This window comes from Microbacterium sp. ISL-103 (assembly GCF_018613995.1).
GTDB lineage: Bacteria > Actinomycetota > Actinomycetes > Actinomycetales > Microbacteriaceae > Microbacterium.
The window spans coordinates 1-3023 of record NZ_JAGGPD010000663.1; the positions used below are offsets into that span (position 1 = coordinate 1).

Here is a 3023-nt window from a genome sequence, read left to right on the forward strand (position 1 = left end):
CTCGTGTCGCCGTCGTCGACTACGAATCCGGCAACGTCCACTCGGCGGTGAAGGCTCTGATCGCAGCGGGCGCGGATGCCGTGCTGACCCGCGATCGCAAGGAGGCCCTCGAGGCCGACGGTCTCGTCGTGCCGGGCGTCGGCGCGTTCCAGGCCGTACGTGACGCGCTCTACGCGCACGGTGGCGACGAGATCATCGACCGGCGACTCGCGGGTGGACGCCCGGTTCTGGGCATCTGCGTCGGGATGCAGGTGCTCTTCGCTCACGGAGTCGAGCGTGGACACGACTCCGAAGGCCTCGGAGAGTGGCCGGGCGCCGTCACCGAGCTCAACGCGCCTGTCCTCCCTCACATGGGATGGAACACGGTCGAGCCCGGCGCCGACTCGGTGCTCTTCAAGGGGCTCGAGCACGAACGGTTCTACTTCGTCCACTCCTACGCCGCGCAGTCGTGGGAGCTCGACGTCATCCCGCCCTTCCCGCAGCCGGTGCTCACGTGGACGACCTACGGAGACCCGTTCCTCGCTGCGGTCGAGAACGGTCCGCTGTCAGCCACGCAGTTCCACCCGGAGAAGTCCGGCGAGGCAGGCATCCAGCTGCTGCGCAACTGGGTCGACAGCCTGAGGGCCTGACGCCCGCCGGAAACGCAGACCCTGCGGGTCAGAAGCCCCGCGCGACGGCTGCGGCCGCCGAGAGCCATGCCTGCTGCGTGGGAGCGCCGAGGGCACGGAGCCGAAGGTGCCCGTCGACCATCTCGCGATCGAACGGGATGCCGACGACTTCGCGAGCGAGCGGCGGGTAGCCTGCGACGACCTCGGCCACGTCGGCCGTGGATGCCTTCGGGTCGGCCTGGCTGACGACGACCACGGACTCCCGCGCGAGCCGGGCTGAGCGCTCGTCACGGTCTTCCAGTGCCTCCAGCAGCAGCGCGCCGGCTTCGGCGTGATCGTCACGCGTCGTCGTCGCGACGACGATCTGGTCGGCGAGGTCGATCATGCGCAACCACAACGGGTCGGACTCGTCGCTCCCCGAGTCGATGATGATCAGGCGGTAGAACTTGGCGGCGACGGCGTGGATCGAGTCGACGTCCGACGGGCTGAGACGGTTCTCGTGTGCGAGGCGGATGGGCTTGGACCGCAGCACGTCGTACTTCTCCTGCGGCTGATGGTGCACGAAGTGCGCGAGGTCGGCCGACTGCCCCTGGGCGCCGAGCAGCCGCTGCGTCTGCGGCAGAAGCTCGAGGAGCGTGCGGTCATGCGCGCCGGCCTCGGTGCGCCATCCGAGCGTTCCGCGGGTCTGATTGTTGTCCCAGGCGAGCACGCCGGCGCCGCCGTACTGCGCGAAGACCGCCGAGAGCAGGACGGTCGCCGGCGTCTTTCCGGCGCCGCCCTTCCCGTTCACGACGGCGACGGTACGCGGGCCGGGCCAATGACGGCTCACCTCGTGCTCGTCGTCGCGGATCGCCCGTTCGCGCGCGTTGGGGCCGATCGAGAACCCGACCCGGTTGAGGATTCCGCGACCGCCGCGTCGAGCGGGCTCTTCCCGCCGCTCCTCCTGCAGGAAAGAGCGTCGCTCGATGCCCTGCTCGCGCTGCTGGCGTCGAGAGGAGGAAGAGAAGACGGGATCGCTCGCGGAAAGAGCAGGGGTTGCCGAGACGGCTGTCGATGCGGGCCCGGCCGGCGCAGTCGGAAGCGCCGGTGCGGCGGGAACGACAGACGCTGTCGGCAGCGAGGCGCCCGCAGGACGGGACGGGGTGGCCGGAGCGGCCGGAAGTGACGGCGCAGGGGGAACGGACGCCGCTGCGGGCGGGGCCGGCCCGACTGGCGGCACTGCAGCAGGAACCGTCGGCACCGCCGTGATCGGCGGCTGAGGCGTGACGGAGGTCGGTGTCGGTGCCGGTGCCGGTGCCGATGCGGGGCCCGGGCCAGGCAGAGTCTCCGGGGTGGACGCGGCGGCGGCAGCGGCCTCGGCGCGAGTGGCGGGAGCGGGTGCCGGGGTGGGGCGAGCCACAGGGGTGTCCGGGGTCTGACGCCTCGGAATCCGGGGCACCGTCATCTCGGGGAAGTCCTCGTCGGCATCCGGGCTCGCTGCCGCCTCTGCGGGGCGCGGGGGCGCGGCGGGCGGGACGGAACCCTGTGGCGTCAGCGGCACGTGCGCCACGATCTCCGGAGTCTCAGGGGGCACCGGATTGCCTCGTCGCAGAGGTCCGCCTCCTCGCGCTTCCGCATCGCGCACCATGCAACATCTCCTCATCGACCGAACAGGGGTGTCATCGAGGCTACCGCGTGGTGCCTGATGTTCTCCGCCGTCATCGTTTTGGAGCGGGCGGATGCGCGAGCTAGTGTCGATTCTCGTGCCGACGAATCGGCCCTCCCATCTCACCTGAGGACGTCATGAACGACTTCGCGCAGTCTCCTTCGCTCACCCTGCTTCCCGCTGTCGATGTCGCCGGGGGCAAGGCGGTCCGACTCACCCAGGGCGAGGCCGGCACCGAGACCAGCTATGGCGACCCGCTCGACGCGGCGGGGGAGTGGGTGGCGCAGGGTGCCGAGTGGATCCACCTCGTCGACCTGGACGCGGCCTTCGGTCGAGGCACCAACGCCCCGATCCTCCGCAAGGTCATCAAGCAGTTCAAGAACGTCAACGTCGAGCTCTCGGGCGGCATCCGCGACGATGCGACGCTCGAAGCCGCGCTCGAGAGCGGCGCCAGCCGCATCAACCTCGGCACCGCTGCGCTGGAGAACCCCGAGTGGGCAGCCGATGTGATCGGTCGCTACGGCGAGGCGATCGCCGTCGGACTCGACGTCCGCGGCACGACGCTCGCCGCCCGCGGGTGGACCAAAGAGGGCGGCGACCTCTGGGAGGTGCTCGAGCGTCTCGAGGATGCCGGCTGCAGCCGGTACGTCGTCACCGACGTCACCAAGGACGGCACGCTCAAGGGCCCGAACCTCGAGCTTCTGCGCGAGATGACCTCGCGCACTCCGAAGCCGGTCGTCGCCTCGGGCGGAATCGCGAATCTCGATGAC

The 3023-nt window shown here is 70.5% G+C and carries 3 protein-coding genes; 2 read left to right on the forward strand and 1 reads right to left on the reverse strand.

Features of this window, described 5'->3' with window-relative positions:
- A partial coding sequence (gene hisH, locus J7E68_RS19315; RefSeq protein ID WP_215175156.1) for an imidazole glycerol phosphate synthase subunit HisH occupies positions 1–629 on the forward strand: 629 nt, incomplete at its 5' end.
- A 28-nt stretch (positions 630–657) separates the two neighbouring features.
- On the opposite strand, the gene J7E68_RS19320 is transcribed toward hisH, so the two are convergent.
- The gene (locus tag J7E68_RS19320) at positions 658–2235 is read right to left on the reverse strand and encodes an AAA family ATPase (protein WP_215175157.1); all 1578 of its coding nucleotides are present in this window, start codon (positions 2233–2235) and stop codon (positions 658–660) included.
- Between the two features lie 155 nt (positions 2236–2390).
- On the opposite strand from J7E68_RS19320, the gene priA reads away from it, so the two are divergent.
- Positions 2391–3023 (forward strand): bifunctional 1-(5-phosphoribosyl)-5-((5-phosphoribosylamino)methylideneamino)imidazole-4-carboxamide isomerase/phosphoribosylanthranilate isomerase PriA (priA, locus tag J7E68_RS19325; protein ID WP_215175158.1); only part of this gene is annotated, 633 nt, incomplete at its 3' end.

Bases quoted from the DNA above. Each gene is read 5' to 3' on its own strand.
- J7E68_RS19320 (WP_215175157.1), bottom strand. From the start codon at position 2,235: ATGGTGCGCGATGCGGAAGCGCGAGGAGGCGGACCTCTGCGACGAGGC.